This window comes from Collinsella sp. AK_207A, from assembly GCF_902501965.1.
In the GTDB taxonomy this organism is placed as follows: Bacteria; Actinomycetota; Coriobacteriia; order Coriobacteriales; family Coriobacteriaceae; genus Collinsella.
In genome coordinates this window covers 1-18,991 of record NZ_CABWID010000004.1, presented here as the reverse complement: position 1 = coordinate 18,991, position 18,991 = coordinate 1, and the positions used below count along the sequence as shown (strand labels likewise).

The following is an 18,991-nucleotide window of genomic DNA, read 5'->3' as shown; positions in this document are numbered from 1 at the left end:
TAAAACGCATTTCTCGTTTCACACCTTCGTTCGTGCGGCGTTTTGCGCGCGAAGGCCTCCCGCCCGGGCGTTTGAGCCGCTGCCGGCCCCCGGTTTCCCAGCTATCCCAAATCTTAGTGAATCGGTCGGATTTCGCTTGACCGGCCGGTGCAAGTGGGTATCGTTAACCCGAGTGAAAAGCTAGGGTTTAACCCGGACCCGACGCCCGGGTGCCTGTATTTTGAAAGAGGGAGCATATGACCGATACCACTGCAGCCGCCCCGCTGCTCGAGCTGCGCGGCGTCACGGCCGCGGCCGACGAGAAGACCATCCTTCACGGCATTGACCTTGCCGTCACCGCGGGCGAGACACACGTCCTCATGGGCCCCAACGGCGCCGGCAAGTCCACCATGGGCCACGTTATCATGGGCGACCCCACCTACACGGTGCAGTCGGGGTCCATCAGCTTCGACGGCCGGGACATCACCGAGCTCACGCCCGATAAACGCTCGCGCGCTGGCCTCTTCCTGTCCTTCCAGGCGCCGGTCGAGATCCCGGGCGTGCCGCTCTCCAGCTTCCTGCGCGCCGAGATCGCCGGCCGCCCCGGCCTCGAGATGAAGGGCAAGGAGTTCCGCCGCCGCGTGAAGGAGCTCGCCGGCCAGCTCGACATGGACACCGCCTACCTCAACCGCGAGCTGGGCGTGGGCTTCTCGGGCGGCGAGAAGAAGAAGGTCGAGATGCTGCAGCTGCTGCTGCTCCAGCCCAAGCTCGCCATCCTGGACGAGACCGACTCCGGCCTGGACGTCGACGCGCTCGGCGTGGTCTCGCGCGGCATCGACGCCTACAAGAAGGCCACCGACGGCACGCTCGTCATCATCACCCACAACACGCGCATCCTGGAGCACCTGCACGTGGACCGCGTGCATGTGATGGTCGCCGGCCGCATCGTCAAGGAGGGCGGCGCCGACCTCATCCCCTGGATCGACGAGCACGGCTTCGAGTCCTTCGAGCAGGTCGCCGGCCATGGCGCCGCCGCAGACCCCCAGGCCGTCGCGGCCTCGCAGGGGGAATAGCCCATGGCCGAGAAGAAGAGGACCGAGGTTGCGGACATCGACCGCAGCCTCTACGACTTCACCTATGGTGAGGAGGGATTCGAGCGTCTGGACGCGGGCCTCACGCCGGACATCGTTCGCGAGATCTCCGCTAAGAAGGACGAGCCCGACTGGATGCTCGAGTTTCGCCTGAAGTCGCTGGACATCTACAAGCGCATGCACACGCCCACGTGGGGTCCGGACATCTCCGGGCTCGATATGGACAACATCGTCACCTATGTGAAGCCCAACACGGACCAGAAGTCCGATTGGGAGAGCCTGCCCGACGACGTGAAGAACACTTTCGAGCGCCTGGGCATCCCCGAGGCCGAGCGCAGCTACCTGGCCGGCGTGGGCGCGCAGTACGACTCCGAGCTCGTGTACCACAACATGCAGGACACGGCCTCCAAGATGGGCATCGTCTACTCCGGCATCGAGGAAGCGCTCCACGAGCCTAAGTGGGAGGCGATGATCCGCGAGAAGTTCATGACGCTCATCCCGCCCACGGACCATAAGTTCGCCGCGCTCCACGGCGCGGTCTGGAGCGGCGGCAGCTTCGTCTACGTGCCGAAGGGTACCAAGCTGGACTTTCCGCTGCAGAGCTACTTCCGCCTGAACGCCAAGGGCGCGGGCCAGTTCGAGCATACGCTCATCATCGTGGAGGACGACGCCGACCTGCACTTCATCGAGGGCTGCTCCGCACCCAAGTACAACGTGGCCAACCTGCACGCTGGCGCGGTCGAGCTCTTCGTGGGGAAGCACGCGCACCTGCGCTACTCGACCATCGAGAACTGGTCTAAGAACATGTACAACCTGAACACCAAGCGCGCCCGCGTGGACGAGGGCGGCGAGGTGGAGTGGATCTCGGGCTCCTTCGGCAGCCACGTGGGCTACCTGTACCCGATGAGCATTCTCGCCGGCCGCAAGGCCCGCTGCTCGTTCACCGGCATCACCTTCGCCGGCGCGGGGCAGAACCTGGACACCGGCTGCAAGGTGGTGCTGGGCGCTCCCGAGACCTCGGCCTCGGTAGAGACCAAGGGCATCAGCAAGTCCGGCGGCGTGCAAACCTTCCGTAGCTCCATCGTGGCCACGCCTGCCGCCACGGGTTCGCGCGCGAGCGTGTCGTGCCAGAGCCTGATGCTCGACGACCAGTCCCGTTCGGACACCATCCCCTCCATGGACATCCGCGCCAAGAACGTGGACGTGGGTCACGAGGCCACGATCGGCCGCATCGGCGACGACAAGATCTTCTACCTCATGAGCCGCGGCATCTCCGAGGAGGAGGCCCGTACCATGATCGTGAACGGCTTTGCCAACCCGGTCTCCAAGGAGCTGCCGCTGGAGTACGCCGTTGAGATGAACAACCTGATCAAGCTCGAGATGGAAGGGGCGATCGGCTAATGGGCGAGACGAAGAAGCTCACGAACGTGAACGCCATGCCGGCGCCCACGTGGAGCTGGCTCAAGATGAATGCGGCGGAGGTGGAGGTTCCGGCTGGCCTGGCGCCTGCCCGGGATGCGGTCTCCGTGGAGCCCGCGCCGGGTTCCGAGAACGTGGTGACCGGTAACGTGGAGGCCTTCGACACCGAGATGGTCGCCGCCTCCAAGCGCTACGCCGCCCGCTCCCGCGCCGCGGCGCCGGGGGATGCCGCCGAACGCGCCAAGCTGGCCGCCGGCGAGCTGGACACCATGGACGTGCCCGCGCTCTCCGCTTATCAGCGGGGCGCCGTCCGCGCCGAGGAGGAGCTCTCCGCGGCAGAGGCCTTCCTGACCGGCTGCGGGCGCGAGGCCTACGCCTACCTGCGCGGGCTTTCCGGCAAGCCGAGCGTCATCGACGTGCCCGGTGGCGTGCGCGCCGCCGTGACGGTGCGCGTTGACGGGCGCCCGGGCGCCGCTGCGGCGGCGAGCCTGGACGTGGTGGTCCGCGCGAACGCGACCCTGGACCTCACGCTCGCCCTCGACGGCGCGGCCGACCCGGACGCGGTCGCCGGCGTGGTGGGTTTTGCGGCGCGCGTGTTCGCCGCCCGCGGCGCCCGCGTGAACGTCGCGAGCGTTCAGACGGCCGACGACGCCTTCCTGGTCATCGACGACATGGGTGTCTTTGCCGACGAGGGCGCTCGCGTGGAGGTCTCCCACACCGTGCTGGGCGCGGGTAGGAGCTATACCGGCCTTGCCGCCGACCTGCGCGGCGACGCCTCCCGCATCGACGTGGATACCAGCTACCTGGGCGCGCGCGAGCAGCTGCACGACTTCAACTACCAGATTCGCCATCTGGGCAAGAGGACCGTCAGCAACATGGACGCCAACGGCGTGCTGACGGGTACCTCGTCCAAGATCCTGCGCGGCACCATCGACCTCATGCACGGCGCCAAGGGTGCCGAGGGTGCGGAGCGCGAGACCGTGCTTCTGGCGAACGACGGCGTGGAGAACAAGACCGTGCCCGTCATTCTCTGCGACGAAGACGACGTGGCGGGCAACCACGGCGCCACGATTGGGCACGTCCGCCCCGAGCAGCTCTTCTACCTTGGTTCCCGCGGTCTTTCCGAGGCGCAGGCGGAGGCGCTCTTCGTTTCCGCCAAGCTGGAGGACGCGGCCCTTTCCGCGCCCGACGAGCGCATCCGCGCGAGCGTGGTGCGCCTGGGCGAGGCTATCGTTCCTGATTTCGAGGAGGAACTGGCATGATCGATACCGAGCATGTGACCTGCGACACCTGCACCGCGCCGACCCCCGGCGTGCTCGACGCCTCCGACGAGGCCTCGCGCGCCTGGCCCCGCGTGGACATCGAGGTGAATCCCTACAAGCACGATTTCCCCCTGCTCGCGAGCCATCCTGGGGTCGCCTTCCTGGACAGCGCCGCCACGGCCCAGCGCCCCGCCTGCGTGCTGGACGCCGAGCGCCGCTTCTACGAGACGATGAACGCCAACCCGCTCCGCGGCCTGTACAAGCTGTCCGTTGAGGCCACCGAGGCCATCGAGCAGGTGCGCGAGCAGATCGCGCGTCTCATCAACGCGCCGGCTCCCGTCGACGGCACCCCGCGCAGCCACGACATCGTGTTCACGCGCAACACGAGCGAGTCGCTGAACCTGGTGGCCAAGTCCTTCGCGTCCACGGTGCTCTCACCGGGCGACGAGGTGGCCATCACCATCATGGAGCATCACAGCAACCTGATTCCCTGGCAGCAGGCCTGTCGCGCGGCCGGCGCCACGCTCGTGTACCTGTATCCCACCAAGACGGGTGCGCTCTCGGACGAGGAGATCGCCGCCAAGATCGGTCCCAAGATCAAGATCGTGGCCGCCACCGAGGTCTCCAACGTGCTCGGCTGCCGCAATCCCATCGAGAAGCTCGGGGCCGCGGTGCACGCGCACGGCGGCTACCTGGTGGTGGACGGCGCCCAGTCCGTGCCGCACATGCCGGTGGACGTGGCTGCGCTCGGTGCCGACTTCCTGGCCTTCTCAGGCCACAAGGCGTGCGGCCCCATGGGCGTGGGCGTGCTGTGGGGTCGCCACGAGCTCCTCTGTCAGATGCCCCCGATGCTCACGGGCGGCGAGATGATCGACTCCGTGTCGGAGCAGGACGCCGTGTGGGCGCCCGTGCCCGAGAAGTTCGAGGCCGGCACGCAGGATGCCGCGGGCATCTACGCCACGGGCGTGGCACTCGACTACCTGGTGAACCACGTGGGCTACGAGGCCCTGCAGGCGCGCGAGGCCGCGCTCGTGCACTACCTCATGAGCCGCATCACCCAGCTGCCGTACGTGGAGCTCATCGGCTCCATCTACTGGGACAACCACCACGGCGTCGTCTCCTTCAACGTGAAGGGCATCCACCCGCACGATGTGGCGAGCATCATGGACATGGACGACGTCTGCATCCGCGCCGGCCACCATTGCGCGCAGCCGCTTCTCACCTGGCTGGGCGTGGAGAACCTTGCCTGCTGCCGCGCGAGCGTGGCATTCTACAACGACAAGCACGACATCGACGCCTTCATCGAGGGCCTCGAGCACGTTTGGGAGACCTTCCATGCCTAGTTTGTACAGTTCCACGACGTTCATGGAGCACAACAGCCATCCCGACTACAAGTACGAGATGGAGCGCCCCACGGCCACGCACGATGGCGTGAACCCCAGCTGCGGCGACGAGCTCAACCTGCAGCTGCGCGTGGAGAACGGCGTCATCGAGGAGGCCAGCTTTACCGGCCACGGCTGTGCCATCAGCCAGGCGAGCGCGGACATCATGGCCGACCTCATCACCGGTGAGACGGTGGAGGAGGCCAAGCGCCTGGCCGGGCTCTTCCTGGCGATGATCCGCGGCGAGAAGCTGTCCGAGCAGGATTACGAGGATTTGGACGAGGCTGCCGAGCTGAAGGACATCAGCCACATGCCCGCCCGCGTCAAGTGCGCGGAGCTTGCCTGGCGCACCCTGTCTTCCATGCTGTAGCCGCCTGAGGCACGGCACCTTGCCGCTCAGGCCGTCGCTCACGTACGCCGACCGCTTGGTTTTTCGAGCGGTCGGTTTTTTCGTATGTGGGTTGACATCCCTCGGCAAATGGCCATACTGCTGCTTTAGCAAAGTAAAACCTATAAACCTAATGGGAAAATAGGAGTTAAAGGAGGGGCGGGATGCGGGCAATCATCGAGTACTTCTCGACGCATGGCGCCGAGTACCTCCAGATGGTAGGGGAGCATCTGGGCGTGAGCGCGCTCACGCTCGTCATCGCCGCGGTCATCGCGGTGCCCCTGGGCGTGCTCTGCGCTCGCAGCCCGTTGATCGACCGCATCTCCGTGGGCATCGCCACCGTGCTCCGCATCATCCCGAGCCTCGCCATCCTCATCTTTCTGGTTCCCATCCTGGGCACGGGCGTGCTGCCCGCCGTGGTGGCGCTCTGCATCCTCGCGGTGCCGCCCATCCTCATCAACACGGCGCTGGCGTTCAGCACGCTGCCGGCCGAGGTGCTCGAGGCCGCGGTGGGCATGGGCATGAGCCCTGCCCGCGTCTTCTTCAAGGTGAAGGTGCCCCTGGCGTTCCCGGCCGCTTTCGCGGGAATTCGCACGGCTGCGGTGGAGGTCATCGCCAGCGCCACGCTCGCGTCCTACATCGGTGCCGGCGGTCTGGGCGAGATCATCTTCACCGGCATGGGCCTCATGCGCACGGACCTGCTCTGTATCGGCGGCGCATCCGTTGCGATCCTTTCGCTCGCCGTGGGCCAGCTGCTCTCTGTGGTGGATCGGCGAATGCGCCGGTACGAGCGCGCCTAGCACGCTGCGGCATGCGCGCCCGTACCTGAACGGCCGCAGTCCCAACCGCACCGAGACAACGTAGAACCGATTCCATTCGGGCAACACCCATAGGGGAAGGAAACCATCATGTCGAACAACAAGAACAACGCTTCCGTGAACCAGCTCCTCCAGCGCCCGCTCAGCCGTCGTCGCCTGGGCTCCCTGGCGCTCGCGAGCCTTGGCACCCTCGTCGTCCCCGCCACGCTCGCCGCCTGCAGCGGCGGCGGCTCCGGGGCGGGCTCCGAGGGCACCGCGACCGGCACGATCGTCGTGGGGTCCAAGGACTTCACCGAGGGCGAGATCCTTTCTGAGGTCTACGCGCTCGCGCTCGAGAACGCCGGCTTCACCGTCAAGCGTTCCTTCGACATCTCGAGCTCCGTGGTTCACACGGCGCTCACCTCGGGCGATATCGACTTCTATCCCGAGTACACCGGAACCGCGCTCCTCTCCATCCTGAAGGAGGACCTGATCACGGACTCGCAGGAGGTCTACGACACGGTGAAGGCCGCCTATAAGAAGCAGTTCGACCTGGACGTGCTCGACATGGCGAAGGCATCGGACTCGCAGGGCCTGGCCATCACCACCAAGGCCGCCAAGAAGTACGGCATCTCGAACATCACCGAGCTCCAGGCCAACGCTACCAACCTGCGCTTCGCCTCGCAGGGAGAGTTCGACGAGCGCGAGGACGGCATGCCCGCGCTCGAGAAGGCGTACGGCCCCTTTAACTGGAAGGAGCACGCCGTCTACGACAACGGCCTCAAGTACGAGGTGCTGCGCAACGATGAGGCGGATGTGACGCCTTGCTACACCACCGAGGGCTATCTGAAGGACAAGGCCTTCACACTGCTCGACGACGATAAGAAGGTCTGGCCGCCCTACAACGTGATTCCCGTGGTGCGCGCCAAGATCGTCGACAAGTACCCGGATGTGACCGATGTCCTGAACGCGGTGAGCGCCAAGATCACCAACGAGGAGCTCGTGAAGCTGAACGCCCGCGTGGACATCGACAAGGAGGACTACGAGGACGTGGCCGCCGACTTCTACAAGAGCATCAAGTAGGAATCGCGCGGAGAGAGGGGAGATGGCAGAGACGATGAAGACGGAGGAGGCCTCGGTGCCGGCGTGCGAAGTGCGCCTGACGCCCGAGGAACGCGAGCACGCCCTTGCGTGCCTCGGCGTGCCGGCCGTCGCACTCCCGTACGCGGACGTGTTCTACTCCGAGGCGGAGCTCGCGTTGGCAGCGCGCCTGCCCGGGGCGCCGTTCACGGCCCAGGACGTCTCCCGCGTGCTGGGTGACGCCGTGACTACGGTCCAGGCGGCGGAGCTGCTGCGGGCGGCGCATCATCGCGGCGTGGTGGACCTGGCAGACGCCGATGGCACCGAACGCGATGCGGAGGATCCCTGCTACGCTATCGGAACGTTCTACAGCCGTCTGGATGTCTTCGCCATCTCCGAGCAGGAGCTGTGGCAGATCATTCCGCGCGAGGCGCGCCGGGCCATGGACGAGTGGTACTTCGACGCCTACATGGAGGGCATGGATCCCGACCGCTCCGTGGTGCCCACGGAAGACGCGGTTCTCTCGCTCGAGGAGACGCTCGCCAAGATCGACGCCGACCCGCGCCAGATCTACCTCAATACCTGCGACTGCCGGAGCCTTGCCGGCGACTGCGGACTGCCCACGCGCACCTGCCTCACCTACAAGGACGGCCCCAACTCGTTCTGCGGGCGCGGGCTCTCCCAGGCGCTCACCAAAGAGGAGGCCAAGGACGTGGTGCGCGAGGCGGACCGCGCGGGCCTCATGCACACGGCGAACCCCAACGGCATCTGCAACTGCTGCGGGGATTGCTGCTACCTGTTCCGCGGCCAGCGCTATCGCGACAGCCTGGGCATCTGGCCCATCGCCCCGCACATCATCCACCTGGACGCGGACGCGTGCATCGGCTGCGGGCGCTGCGTGAAGCGCTGCCACTTTGGCGTGTTCACCCTGGTGGATGCCCCTAAAGCCGCTGTCAGCGCCGGCGACGCCCCCAGGCGACTGCGCCGCCGCGTGGTCAAAGCTGACACCTCGACCTGCGTGGGCTGCGGCATCTGCGCCAACACCTGTCCCGTATCCGCCCTGACCCTCGTCGAGAGGAGCGCCTCATGAGCACCGCTGTGGAGTTCAAGGACGTATCCAAGAGCTTCCCGGGTATGTCGCACCCGGCGCTCGACCACGTGAGCCTGAAGATCGAGGAGGGCGAGCTGGTTTGCGTGCTCGGCACCTCCGGCGGCGGCAAGACCACGCTCATCAAGCTCATCAACCGCCTGCACGATCCCGACGCGGGCCAGGTGCTCGTAGAGGGGCGCGACGTGGCCCAGGCCGACCCGGTGGAGCTTCGCCGGGGCATCGGCTACGTGATCCAACAGACGGGGCTCTTCCCGCACATGACCGTTGCCGAGAACATCGCCTGCGTGCCGGAGATCCTGAAGTGGGACCGCGCCCGCATCACCGCGCGCGTGGACGAGCTCCTGAACCTGGTGGGGCTCGACCCCGTCGAGTTCAAGGACCGCTATCCCCGTCAGCTCTCCGGCGGCCAGCAGCAGCGCGTGGGGCTGGCCCGCGCGCTCGCCGCCAACCCGTCGCTCATGCTCTTCGACGAGCCCTTCGGCGCTATCGACGCCATCACGCGCGCCACGCTCCAGGACGAGCTGCTGCGCATCCACCGCGGGAGCGGCAAGACCTTCATCTTCGTGACGCACGACATCGCCGAGGCGCTTAAGCTCGGCACCAAGGTGCTCGTCTTGGACCAGGGGCGCGTGCAGCAGTACGGCACCCCGCGTGAGGTGCTGGAGAGCCCGGCCACGCCGTTCGTGCGCGCGCTGCTGGAATCCGGTGGATGGCTCGAGCGTCGCGGCTACGTGACGGGCGGGGCGGCGATCTAGGATGGCGCCCCTGAACGAATACCTGGACTACTGGGCGAGCCACGCGGACGACTTCGGCGAGGCCCTGCTCGAGCACTTCGCGCTCGTGGGCATGGTGCTCCTCTGGTCGCTCGCGCTCGCCGCCGTGCTCACGCTCGCCGTCATGCGCTCGCGCCGCGCCGAGCACATCTCGGTCCAGCTGCTCTCGGCGGTCTACTCCATTCCGAGCCTCGCCCTGTTCTCGCTGCTCATCCCCGTCACGGGGCTGGGCGCCACCACGGCGGTCCTCGTGATGGTGGCCTATAATCAGTACCTCCTGCTCCGCAACGTGCTCGAGGGGCTGGACGGCATCGATCCGGACATCGTGGAAGCGGCCGTGGGCATGGGCATGAGTCCCTGGCAGGTGCTCTACCGGGTGAAGCTGCCGCTCGCGGCGCCGATGATCCTCGCGGGCATCCGGCTCGCGGCCATCTCCACCATCGGCATCGCCACCATCGCCGCCACCATCAACGCGGGCGGCTTGGGGACCATCCTCTTCTCCGGTCTTCGGACCATGAACCAGTACAAGATCGTGGGCGGGACGCTGCTCTGCGCGCTCGTGGCCGTGGTGGCCGATCGCCTGTTGAAGTTGGTAGAACGCGTCATCGTGAAAAGGACGGTGCATTAGCATGACGTACGAGGCTTTCAAGGACGATTCGCTCGGGTTCACGACCCGACAGCTGCACGCGGGGTACGACCCCACCGAGCACGATCGCTCCAAGGCGGTTCCCATCTATCAGACGGCCGCCTTCGAGCTGGGCGACTACGACCGCTGCGTGCGCCTCTTCGACTACTCGGAGGAGGGCCACTCCTACGTCCGCTTCTCGAACCCCACCAACACGGTGCTGGAGCGGCGCATCTCCTCGCTCGAGGGCGGCGTGGCGGCCGTCTCGTTCGCGAGCGGCATGGCCGCCATCTCGGGCACGTTCTTCAACATCTGTCAGCAGGGCGACGAGATCGTGGCGGTGAAGACCCTCTACGGCGGTTCGACCTCGCTGCTCGAGAGCGTGCTGCCCGACTACGGCATCACCTGCAACTGGGTGGAGAACGAGGACGATCCCGCCTCCTTTGAGGCCGCCTTCACCGACCGCACGCGCGCCGTCTACGTTGAGTGCCTGGGCAACCCCGGCATGAACATCGTGGACATCGAGGCCATCTCCAAGATCGCGCACGCGCACGGCGTGCCGCTCGTGGTGGACAACACCTTCGCCACGCCCTATCTGTTCCGTCCCTTCGACTTCGGCGCCGATATCGTGTGCTACTCCGCCACCAAGTACCTGGCGGGGCACGGCACGATCATCGCGGGACTCGTGGTGGAGCGCGGCGGATTCGACTGGCTGAACGGCAACTTCCCGCAGTACGAGCAGTTCTACCGCGACTTCGAGGGCTCCATCGGGGTTGAGGCGCTTAAGCGCGAGATGTTCTCCAAGCGCCTGCGCATGCGGAGCCTCACGGACTTCGGCGGGCACATGAGCCCCATGAACGCGTTTTTCCTGCTGCAGGGCATGGAGACGCTGTCGCTGCGCATGGACCGGCACGTGGCGAACGCTCAGGCGGTGGCAGAGTTCTTGGACGCGCATCCCAAGGTGGAGCGCGTGAACTACCCGGGGCTTCCGAGCAACCGCTATCACGAGCTGGCGAAGCGCTACTTCCCCAAGGGTCCGGGCGCCATCCTCTCGCTGGACGTTGCCGGCGGGCAGGAGGCGGCGCTCAAGCTGCTCGCCAACCTGCGCGTCTTCGACTACATGGTGAACGTGGGCGATGCCAAGTCGCTCGCCGTACACCCGGCCTCGTCCACGCACTTCAGCCAGACCAAGGAGGAGCGTGCGGCTGCCGGTGTCTACGACAACACCGTGCGCCTCTCCATCGGTATCGAGGATACGGCCGACCTGGTGGAGGATCTGCGCCAGGCACTCGAGACCATTTAGCGGGGGCGCCCGTACGGGTGTCTCGAGGTACAATCGAGGGGACGGCGGGGCCGCAAGGGTCCCGCGTTCCGTTTTGGTGGGAGTTCGGATGCTCGTTTCGTCCAAGGGTCGTTATGCCCTTCGGCTCATGATCTACATCGCTGCTTTCGGCGATCGCGAGGGGCGCATCAGCCTGCGCGAGGTTGCCGAGCGCGAGCATATCTCGCTCAAGTACCTGGAGCAGCTCGTGCGCCCGCTCATGCAGGCCGGCCTGCTGGACAGCGTGCGCGGCAAGGGCGGCGGCTACGTGCTGAGCCGGCCCGCGGATCAGATGACCGCCGGCGACATCCTCCGTGCGGCGGAGGGGGACACCGCACCCGTGGCATGCGAGGGCCTTGAGGGTTCGTGCCTGCGCTCTGACCTCTGCTCCACCGTCAAGTTCTGGACGGGCCTCGAGGATGCCATCGACACCTACGTGGATAGCGTGACGCTCGCGGACCTTGCCCGCATCCCCGAGATCGAGCTCGAGATCCAGCGCGGGGAGTAGGGCCTCGCGCTCGATTGATTCGCCCGATGCGTGAAGTGCGGCGCGGACTCGCGCCGGGAAGGATATTATGACCGACCAGTCATCGGAGACGTTCCCCTTCGCCGCCGTCATCTTCGATATGGATGGCGTGCTGGTGGATACCGAGTTCTACTATGCGCAGATGCTCGTGGATTACGCGGCGGAGCACGGCATGCCGGTGCCCCTTGAGGAGATTCACGGCATGGTCGGTGCCTCGCATCAGGTGTTTCGCGCGAGTATGCGCGATTGGTGGCGGCGCGTGGGCGTTGACCTCTCCGAGGACGAGGCGCTGGCGCGGGAGCGCGCGTGGGAGGACAAGCGGTCCATCGACTACGCCGCGCTGATGAATCCCAGCGTGCCCGAGACACTCGACGTTCTGGCAGCCCGGGGCGTCCGGCTCGCAGTAGCGTCGTCGTCGCAGCTGAAGAACATTCACGAGGTGCTTGCGGCCTGCGGCATCCTCGACCGCTTCGAGGTGGTCACCTCGGGCGAGCAGTTCCGCGAGAGCAAGCCCGATCCCGAGATCTATCTGCACACCCTAGAGGTACTCGGCCTGCCCGCGAGCGTTTGCTGCTGCGTAGAGGATTCCGTGCCCGGCATCACGGCCGGCAAGCGAGCGGGCCTCACGGTCATCGCCAAGCGCGAGGAGCGATTTGGGTTCAGCCAAGCCGGGGCGGATAGTATCATCGACCAGATTCCGGATTTGCTTATGGTGCGGGGAGAGGGCTCCCGCGCACCGCGGGTGAGGGGATGATTCGCATGGCTATCAAGGCGATAGCGCTCGACATAGACGGCACGCTGACCACGGACAAGAAGGTGATCCCCCGGCGCACGAAGCAGGTGCTGCTCGCGGCGCAGGAGGCCGGCATCACCGTCATCCTCGCGAGCGGCCGGCCCGCCTATGGGCTCAAGGGCCTGGCGGCCGAGCTCGAACTCGACCGGCACCACGGCCTGCTCATCTCGTTCAACGGTGCCCGCGTCATCGATGCCACCACGGACGAGATCCTCTTCGACCAGGCCATGACAGCGGACGAGGTACGCTCGGTGCTCTCCCACATGAAGCGCTTCGACGTCATCCCCATGGTGACGCACGGCCGCGAGCTCTGCGTGACCGACGCCTTCGCCGGCCCCATCTACCACCGCGGCAAGCCGGTGAACATCATCCGCTACGAGGCGCGTGCCTGCGACCTGCTCGTGCGCGAGGTGGGCGATTTGGCGGAGTTCTGCCACGGGCCGGAGAGCAAGATCCTCACCGCCGGCACCGATACCTATCTTCAGGAGCATTGGCGCGAGATGTACGAGCCGTTCAAGGGCAGGCTCTCGGGCATGTTCACGGCGGATTTCTACTTTGAGTTCACCGCGCCTGGTATCGACAAGGGTCGCGCGCTCGCGGGCGCGCTGCCTCGCCGGGGAATCGATGCCTCCGAGCTCGTGGCCTTCGGCGACGGTCAGAACGATTTGGCGATGATCCGCTTCGCGGGTACGGGCGTGGCCATGGGCAACGCGATTCCCGAACTCAAGCAAGCAGCCGACATGGTGACCCTCTCCAACAACGACGAGGGCGTCGCCGCCGCACTGGAGAAACTCCTGTAACTGGTACAGTGGGACAGTCCCAATGTACCGTTCAGCGTTGAAAGGACGCCCATGGCAGAAGACACCCCCACGACCAAGCTCATTCCCGTGTTGGGGGAGGAGGGCGTGGACCGTTTGGCCCAGGCCCGCGTGCTGGTGCTCGGCTGTGGCGGCGTCGGCTCCTCGTGCGTGGAGGCGCTCGCGCGCGGCGGCGTGGGGACGCTCGCGCTCGTGGACCGCGATGTGGTTTCGCCGAGCAACCTCAACCGTCAGGCAATCGCCTTCACGAGTACCATCGGCAAAAAGAAAGCCGATGTCATGCGCGGCATGGTGCTCGACATCAACCCCTCCGCCCGCGTGATTATCCGCGACGACTTCGTCTTGGCCGAGAACGTGGCCGAGGTGGTTGACGGCGTCATCGCCGAACTTGGCGGGCGCGTTGACTTCGTGGTGGACGCGATCGACACCATCTCCACCAAGCTCGCCCTGGCGCAACTCGCCGAGGAGCGCGGCTTCAGCCTCATCAGCAGCATGGGCGGGGCGATGAAGCTGCATCCGGAGTGCCTGCGCGTGGCCGACATCTACGATACGGTGAACTGCCGGCTCTCCCGCATCATGCGCAAGGAGTGCCGCCGCCGGGGCATCCGCCATCTGACGGTGCTCTATTCCTGCGAGGAAGTGAAGGCTGCCACCTCCAAGCCGGGAACGGAGCGGCGCGAGCGCAGCGGGATGGGGACCATGCCCTACATGCCGCCTATCATGGGGCAGACCATCGCCGGTTACGTGATCCGTCAGATCACGGGCGTGGGAGCCGATTCCGTGCGCAGCGACGGCGTGGCGCTGCAAGGCTCGCGGGCCGGCAGGCGGTGATTACCGTGGCGGGCAGGGCGCAGTCCGGGGAACGCACGCCGCGCTATCGCTTGTACGACATGCACTGCCATCTGGACCGCATCGCAGATGCCGCGTTCGTGGCGCGCGATGCCGAGGCCCTCGGCTTGGCGCTGTTCTGCGCGCCAGTCTGCCCCGACGACTCCGAGCGGGCGAAACGGATCCTGGACACGTGTCCCAACGTGCGCATAGGAGCGGGCCTGCATCCCTGGTGGATCGACGATGGAAGCTGCAATGCGGAGGATGCTGCCCGTGCGGCGAGCATGGCGGCGCGCAGCCGCTGGGTCGGCGAAGTAGGGCTGGACTTCGGCCGCGTCCACACAGGTTCGCGTGCCGAGCAGTTCGAGGCGTTCAAGTGGATCTGCCAGACCTGTGCCGAGCGCGCGGTGGACGGTCGCGTTTTCTCCATCCATGCCGTTCATGCCGCGGGCGAGGTACTCGACGTGCTCGAGCGCTTCGGGCTGACAGGCCATGCTGCTTGCGTCTTCCATTGGTTTTCCGGTACAAGCGATGAGCTTGCCCGGGCACGACGACTCGGCTGCTATTTCTCGGTGAACGAGATGATGCTCGCCACGCGCAAAGGTCGGGAGTATGCGCGCCAGCTGCCCGAGGACCGCCTGCTGCTCGAGACCGACTACCCGCCCAAGCTCGATACGCCCTGCCCGGCCGACCAGATCGCCTTCGCGCTCGAGCGGACCCTCGACCAGCTTGCGGGGCTTCGCGGCAGCGAGCGCGCCGAACTCGCCGCCCTCATCGCACAAACCAGCTTCCGCCTGCTCGATCTCTGAACCTCGCCCCAAGACGACGTGTCGAGCTTGCCGCCCGGCTGCTCCAAAACGCTGGCGAAGAACTCGTCGATGTTATCAGTGAACAGGTATTCGGTGCGTTTGATGACGGAAGCGGCGGGGTTGATGTCGTGGATCATGGCTTCCATGACGTCCACTTTGCGCTTGCCGATGGTGCTTCGGAAGGCGATGGCCTGGCGGTTGATATTGCTAGGCGCGATGACGTCTTTGTCCAGAATTATATAATGGCCGATTCTGCTGCGGGCGCGCCTCGCAGCAGTTGGAGCCCATGCCGCCGCAGCCGAGTACGAGTACCGTGGCATCGGCGAGCCTGTCGAGGGCTTCGCGGCCCATGGTGATTTCAAGCTTGCTGTCGCGCGTCTCGACAGGGGCGGCATCTGCGTTTTCGGTTATGTTGATCCTCCGATGGGGAAGCGAATCGTGTTTTAGCTATCGCCTTTATAGGTATTGTCACGATTCCGTTTGAGGCCGAGGGGCTTGTTAAATGATGCTGGCATTCGCATAAGATCGAAGCAGAGGGCACCCGTTGCGGTGGGTTGGCCAACTCCAAAACACGTTTGTAGCGTGAGAAGTGGTCGTCTTCGCATTACGCGGGGGCGGCTACTATTATGACTTTAAGATTAGATAATTAGACAGACATCTAAATATCGAGTATAGTGTGCGCGTCGTAGGTGATTGCGAAAGGAGGTTCTATGCCGGGGGAGGGTTTTAAGGCGCTGGCTGACCCAACGCGACGACGTATTTTGGAGCTGCTGCGAGAGGGCAATTGCACGGCGGGGGAGCTTGCTGAGCATTTCGATATCAGCAAGCCGTCTTTAAGCCACCATTTGGCGACGCTTAAGAATGCTGGCCTGGTGACCGATGAGCGTCATGGTCAAAATATCGTATACAGCTTAAACACCACCGTCATGCAGGATTTGATCGGCTGGTTTATGGGGTTTACCAACACTGAAGGTGATAAGAATGAATAGCGAAAACAGGGGCATTCACTGCACGGGAGTATCGCCTCGCGTGTGGGTCGTGCTTGCTGCGCTGTGCGTGGTTAACGTTGCGGCGCACCTCCTGGTGATGCCGAGTCTGCCCGCGCAGATTCCCACGCACTGGGGAGCGAACGGCGTCGTTAACGATTGGGGCCCTAGCTGGATGGCATCGGCGCTTGGTGCGTTGCCCCTAGTGCTCCTCGCGTTGTTCTATGTGGTGCCGCGCATCGACCCCAAGGGAGAGGCGTATCGGACCTCGGGCGGGTTCTATCAGGGCTTCGTGATCGCTTTTACGCTGTTCATGTGCGGCATAAGCTGGCTGGGGGAGCTCACGGTGTGGGGTGTTATGCCTGCGGCCGGCGCGGTTAACCTGCTGGTGTCCGGTGCGGTCGGATTGCTATTCATTGGCGTGGGCAACTATCTGCCGCGCGTGAAGCAAAACTACACGCTTGGCATCAAGACACCCTGGGCGCTTTCCGATCCCGAGAACTGGCGTCGCACGCAGCGTTTTGGTGGCGCCTGCTTTATGGTGCTGGGCGTCGGCCTCATTGTGATGGGCGTTGCCGGCGGCGCGCTTTCGAGTGAGGTCACGGCCGCAGTGATTGCGGTGCTGGCGTTTGGGTCTGCCGGGGCTTCGTATGTCTACTCGTACCTGTTGTGGCGTAAATCTCAGCGGGCCGTTCGCTAAGGTTGCGGAAAACTAGCGTACGCAGGTCAAAATATGCTCTGGGGGACTTTTCCCAGGTAGTATTAGGGGGGGGTGGGCAACCTGCCCCTTTCTATTAGAACGCGCGGATTTACTTCTCTGCTTTTCTTCAGAATGCAAATGAGAATGGCTTTCCGCAGTTAGATAAGGAGAAAAGAACAGTGGCAGAGTTTATCTACCAGATGTACCAAGCGCGCAAGGCGCACGGTGACAAGGTCATCCTCGACGACGTGACCCTCTCCTTCTATCCCGGCGCAAAGATCGGCGTCGTGGGTCCCAACGGCATGGGCAAGTCCACCTTGCTCAAGATCATGGCCGGCTTAGAGGAGGTCTCCAACGGCGATGCTCGCCTCACTCCCGGCTACACCGTGGGCATTCTGCAGCAGGAGCCGCCGCTGGATGACGACGCCACCGTCATCGAGAACGTGCGCCAGGCCTTCGGCGACATCCTCGCCAAGGTCGACCGCTTCAACAAGATCGGCGAGGAGATGTGCGATCCGGATGCGGACATGGACGCGCTCATGGCCGAGATGGGCAAGCTCCAGGACGAGATCGACGCCGCCGACGGCTGGGATATCGACTCCAAGCTTTCCGTTGCCATGGACGCCTTGCAGCTGCCCGACTCCGACACGCCGGTGAACGTGCTCTCCGGTGGCGAGCGTCGCCGCGTCGCCCTCTGCAAGCTGCTGCTCGAGGCTCCCGACCTGCTGTTGCTTGACGAGCCGACCAACCATCTGGACGCCGAGTCCGTGCTCTGGCTCGAGCACTTCCTGCACACGTACCCCGGCGCGGTGCTCGCCGTCACCCACGACCGCTACTTCCTGGACAACGTTGCCGATTGGATCTGCGAGGTGGACCGCGGTCACCTCTATCCGTACAAGGGCAACTACTCAACGTATCTGGACACCAAGGCCGCGCGTATCGAAGCCCAGGGTCAGCGCGACGAGCGCCTGGCCAAGCGCATGCGGGCCGAGCTCGACTGGGTGCGCAGCTCGCCCAAGGCCCGCCAGGCCAAGAACAAGGCCCGTCTGGCTCGCTACGAGGAGATGGAGGCCGAGGCGCGCGCCAGCCAGAAGCTCGACTACACGGACATCCGTATCCCCGTGGGCCCGCGTCTGGGTTCCAAGGTGCTCGAGGCGCATCACCTGCACAAGGAGTTCGACGGCCGCGTGCTCATCGACGACCTCTCGTTCAGCCTGCCGCGCAACGGCATCGTGGGCGTGATCGGTCCCAACGGCGTGGGCAAGACGACGCTCTTCAAGTGCATCACCGGCCTGGAGCCGCTCACCTCGGGCGAGCTGGAGATCGGCGAGACGGTGAAGATCAGCTACGTCGACCAGATGCGCTCGGGTATCGATCCAGACAAGAACCTGTGGGAGGTCGTCTCCGACGGGCTCGACGTCATGCAGGTGGGGGAGAGCGAGGTCCCCAGCCGCGCGTACGTGGCAAGCTTTGGCTTCAAGGGTTCCGACCAGCAGAAGCGCGCGGGGGTGCTCTCCGGCGGCGAGCGCAATCGCCTGAACTTGGCGCTCACCCTCAAGCAGGGCGGTAACCTGCTGCTTCTGGACGAGCCGACCAACGACCTGGACGTGGAGACCCTTTCCTCGCTGGAGAGCGCGCTGCTGGAGTTTCCCGGCTGTTCCGTGGTCATCAGCCACGATCGTATGTTCCTCGATCGCGTGGCCACGCACATCCTGGCCTGGGAGGGCACGGACGAGAATCCGGGCAACTGGTACTGGTTCGAGGGTAACTTCGAGGCCTATCAGGAGAATCGCGTGGCGCGCCTGGGCGAGGACGCCGCCCGTCCGCACCGTATCCACCGCAAGCTGACGCGCGACTAGCCCGGTTTCGGGAGACGACATGTCAGGTAAGGGTCGAAAAGTCCAATTTCGGCACGTTCGGCCCTTATCTGGTCAATCAATAAAATAGCCTCATGTCAGATAAGGCTCGAAAACCCGTAATTTAGGATTTCGAGCCTTATCTGACAGAGAGGGGAGCGGGTCCATATTAGCAAGGGAAGACCCCGAGGATGACAGCGGATCTCAAATGCGACTTGTGTGCAAACCGTGGAGACCGGATCCGCCCCTTCCCGGGGCCCGGGGCGTGTGGCAGTATATCTCCCTGCCGCGCGGCGCCGAGCTGGAAGCGAGGGGCCGGACGGCGGGAACCTTCAGAACCGGATACTGCGAGGCGAAGGGCGGGAACGCCCTCGCCGAGGAACGGAGATTGAAGATACCATTCAAGAGGTATCAGCAGTGATGTGACCAAGAGTCGAGTTTTGAGTG

The 18,991-nt window shown here is 65.0% G+C and carries 20 protein-coding genes and 1 pseudogene; 19 read left to right on the top strand and 2 right to left on the bottom strand.

What is annotated here, in order from left to right:
• Positions 1-236: 236 nt before the first annotated feature.
• From sufC to GDJ97_RS00840, 16 genes are all read left to right on the top strand, one after another.
• A complete protein-coding gene (sufC, locus tag GDJ97_RS00915) occupies positions 237-1,052 on the top strand; it encodes a Fe-S cluster assembly ATPase SufC (protein ID WP_152069360.1) in 816 nt (271 codons plus the stop codon).
• A gap of 3 nt (positions 1,053-1,055) precedes the next feature.
• A complete protein-coding gene (sufB, locus tag GDJ97_RS00910; RefSeq protein ID WP_152069359.1) occupies positions 1,056-2,471 on the top strand; it encodes a Fe-S cluster assembly protein SufB in 1,416 nt (471 codons plus the stop codon).
• Positions 2,471-3,751, top strand: a complete 1,281-nt coding sequence (locus GDJ97_RS00905) for a SufD family Fe-S cluster assembly protein (protein ID WP_152069358.1) — start codon at positions 2,471-2,473, stop codon at positions 3,749-3,751. Before sufB ends, GDJ97_RS00905 begins: the two co-directional genes overlap by 1 nt.
• The gene (locus GDJ97_RS00900) at positions 3,748-5,094 is read left to right on the top strand and encodes an aminotransferase class V-fold PLP-dependent enzyme (protein WP_152069357.1); all 1,347 of its coding nucleotides are present in this window, start codon (positions 3,748-3,750) and stop codon (positions 5,092-5,094) included. Before GDJ97_RS00905 ends, GDJ97_RS00900 begins: the two co-directional genes overlap by 4 nt.
• Positions 5,087-5,503 (top strand): Fe-S cluster assembly sulfur transfer protein SufU, encoded by a 417-nt coding sequence (sufU, locus tag GDJ97_RS00895; protein WP_152069356.1) that lies wholly within the window; start codon positions 5,087-5,089, stop codon positions 5,501-5,503. The genes GDJ97_RS00900 and sufU overlap by 8 nt, the downstream gene beginning before the upstream one ends.
• A gap of 182 nt (positions 5,504-5,685) precedes the next feature.
• A complete protein-coding gene (locus GDJ97_RS00890; RefSeq protein ID WP_226808674.1) occupies positions 5,686-6,321 on the top strand; it encodes an ABC transporter permease in 636 nt (211 codons plus the stop codon).
• Positions 6,322-6,429: 108 nt separating this feature from the next.
• Complete coding sequence (locus tag GDJ97_RS00885) at positions 6,430-7,401, top strand: glycine betaine ABC transporter substrate-binding protein (protein WP_152069355.1); 972 nt, start codon at positions 6,430-6,432, stop codon at positions 7,399-7,401.
• A 22-nt stretch (positions 7,402-7,423) separates the two neighbouring features.
• Complete coding sequence (locus tag GDJ97_RS00880) at positions 7,424-8,488, top strand: ATP-binding protein (RefSeq protein ID WP_226808672.1); 1,065 nt, start codon at positions 7,424-7,426, stop codon at positions 8,486-8,488.
• Entirely contained in the window at positions 8,485-9,264 is a 780-nt protein-coding gene (locus GDJ97_RS00875) for an ABC transporter ATP-binding protein (protein ID WP_152069354.1), read from the top strand. The genes GDJ97_RS00880 and GDJ97_RS00875 overlap by 4 nt, the downstream gene beginning before the upstream one ends.
• 1 nt (position 9,265) lies before the next feature.
• Entirely contained in the window at positions 9,266-9,910 is a 645-nt protein-coding gene (locus tag GDJ97_RS00870; protein ID WP_152069353.1) for an ABC transporter permease, read from the top strand.
• Between the two features lies 1 nt (position 9,911).
• Positions 9,912-11,210, top strand: a complete 1,299-nt coding sequence (locus tag GDJ97_RS00865) for an O-acetylhomoserine aminocarboxypropyltransferase/cysteine synthase family protein (protein WP_152069352.1) — start codon at positions 9,912-9,914, stop codon at positions 11,208-11,210.
• 88 nt (positions 11,211-11,298) lie between these two features.
• Positions 11,299-11,736, top strand: coding sequence for an Rrf2 family transcriptional regulator (locus tag GDJ97_RS00860; protein WP_152069351.1), 438 nt, complete (start codon positions 11,299-11,301; stop codon positions 11,734-11,736).
• 67 nt (positions 11,737-11,803) lie between these two features.
• Complete coding sequence (locus GDJ97_RS00855) at positions 11,804-12,508, top strand: HAD family phosphatase (RefSeq protein WP_152069350.1); 705 nt, start codon at positions 11,804-11,806, stop codon at positions 12,506-12,508.
• Between the two features lie 5 nt (positions 12,509-12,513).
• Positions 12,514-13,347, top strand: a complete 834-nt coding sequence (locus GDJ97_RS00850) for a Cof-type HAD-IIB family hydrolase (protein ID WP_152069349.1) — start codon at positions 12,514-12,516, stop codon at positions 13,345-13,347.
• Between the two features lie 51 nt (positions 13,348-13,398).
• The gene (locus tag GDJ97_RS00845; RefSeq protein WP_152069348.1) at positions 13,399-14,196 is read left to right on the top strand and encodes a ThiF family adenylyltransferase; all 798 of its coding nucleotides are present in this window, start codon (positions 13,399-13,401) and stop codon (positions 14,194-14,196) included.
• A gap of 5 nt (positions 14,197-14,201) precedes the next feature.
• Positions 14,202-15,002, top strand: coding sequence for a TatD family hydrolase (locus GDJ97_RS00840; RefSeq protein WP_226808670.1), 801 nt, complete (start codon positions 14,202-14,204; stop codon positions 15,000-15,002).
• Positions 15,003-15,112: 110 nt separating this feature from the next.
• Here the strand turns inward: GDJ97_RS00840 and GDJ97_RS09735 are convergent.
• Together GDJ97_RS09735 and GDJ97_RS09450 are read right to left on the bottom strand one after the other, a co-directional pair.
• Positions 15,113-15,205, bottom strand: a pseudogene (locus GDJ97_RS09735) (tRNA threonylcarbamoyladenosine dehydratase); the annotation flags it as partial.
• Positions 15,206-15,209: 4 nt separating this feature from the next.
• Positions 15,210-15,353, bottom strand: a complete 144-nt coding sequence (locus tag GDJ97_RS09450; protein ID WP_226808694.1) for a hypothetical protein — start codon at positions 15,351-15,353, stop codon at positions 15,210-15,212.
• A 359-nt stretch (positions 15,354-15,712) separates the two neighbouring features.
• Between GDJ97_RS09450 and GDJ97_RS00830 the strand changes: the two genes are divergently transcribed.
• From GDJ97_RS00830 to ettA, 3 genes are all read left to right on the top strand, one after another.
• A complete protein-coding gene (locus tag GDJ97_RS00830; RefSeq protein WP_152069347.1) occupies positions 15,713-15,991 on the top strand; it encodes an autorepressor SdpR family transcription factor in 279 nt (92 codons plus the stop codon).
• Complete coding sequence (locus GDJ97_RS00825; protein WP_152069346.1) at positions 15,984-16,688, top strand: SdpI family protein; 705 nt, start codon at positions 15,984-15,986, stop codon at positions 16,686-16,688. Before GDJ97_RS00830 ends, GDJ97_RS00825 begins: the two co-directional genes overlap by 8 nt.
• Positions 16,689-16,867: 179 nt before the next feature.
• Positions 16,868-18,547: an energy-dependent translational throttle protein EttA gene (ettA, locus tag GDJ97_RS00820; protein WP_152069345.1), complete on the top strand. Its 1,680-nt coding sequence runs from the start codon at positions 16,868-16,870 to the stop codon at positions 18,545-18,547.
• Positions 18,548-18,991 lie beyond the last annotated feature (444 nt).